The organism is Streptomyces sp. SP17BM10 (genome assembly GCF_036322405.1).
Lineage (GTDB): Bacteria > Actinomycetota > Actinomycetes > Streptomycetales > Streptomycetaceae > Kitasatospora.
This window is the reverse complement of the sequence record NZ_JAQYXB010000342.1, coordinates 1-997: the sequence shown is the minus strand read 5'-3', so window position 1 is coordinate 997 and position 997 is coordinate 1. Positions and strand designations below refer to the sequence as shown.

Genomic DNA, 997 nt, shown 5'->3' with positions numbered 1-997 from the left:
TCACCCGCTGCACCGGCATCACGGTATGGGGCATCCGCGACAGCGACTCCTGGCGCAGCGGCGAGAACCCCCTGCTGTTCGACCGCAACGGCACCAAGAAGCCCGCCTACGGCGCCGTCCTCACCACCCTCGGAGGCAGCGACGGCGGCACGCCGACCGGGGGCATCGCCTCCGGTGACACCTACACGCTGTCCGCGGTGGCCGCCTCCGGCCGCGTGCTCGACGAGCCCGCAGGGTGGAACGGCAACGGCACCCCGCTCCAGGTGTGGGACGCCGCCGGCGCCGACAACCAGCAGTGGCGGGCCGCCAGGAACAAGGACGGCTCCTACACCTTCACCAACGTCGCCAGCGGCCGGGTCCTGGACGAGCCCGGCGACCGGTCCGGCAACGGGACGAGGATGCAGGTCTGGGACGCCAACGGCGGCGCCAACCAGCACTGGCGGGCCGCTCGGAACAGCGACGGCTCCTTCACCCTCACCAACGTCGCGAGCGGCCGGGCCCTGGAGACCCCGGGCAACCGGACGGACAACGGCACGCCCGTCCAGATCTGGGACTCCTGGGGCGCTACCAACCAGCACTGGAACCTCAGGCCGACCGGGTCGTCCACCCCGGCGCCGACCGCGACGGCGCCCGCCCCGAGTGGCACCTGCGCCCTGCCCTCGACGTACCACTGGTCGTCGACGGGAGTGCTGGCCCAGCCCGCGAACGGGTGGGGTGCGGTGAAGGACTTCACCGACGTCGTGGTCAACGGCAAGCACGTGGTCTACGCGTCGAACGTGAACGGTTCGTCGTACGGCTCGATGATGTTCAGCCCCTTCACGAACTGGTCGGACATGGCCTCCACCGCACAGATCGGGATGAACCAGAACGCGGTGGCGCCCACCCTGTTCTACTTCGCGCCCAAGAACATCTGGGTCCTCGCCTACCAGTGGGGTCAATGGCCCTTCATCTACCGCACCTCCAGCGACCCCACCAACCCCAACGGCTGGTCCGCACC

General features: G+C 70.1%; 1 protein-coding gene. It reads left to right on the top strand.

The annotated features are described in order from the left end of the window. On the top strand, nucleotides 1–997 hold a 997-nt coding region (locus tag PUR71_RS02375), incomplete at both ends, for a non-reducing end alpha-L-arabinofuranosidase family hydrolase (protein ID WP_329924611.1).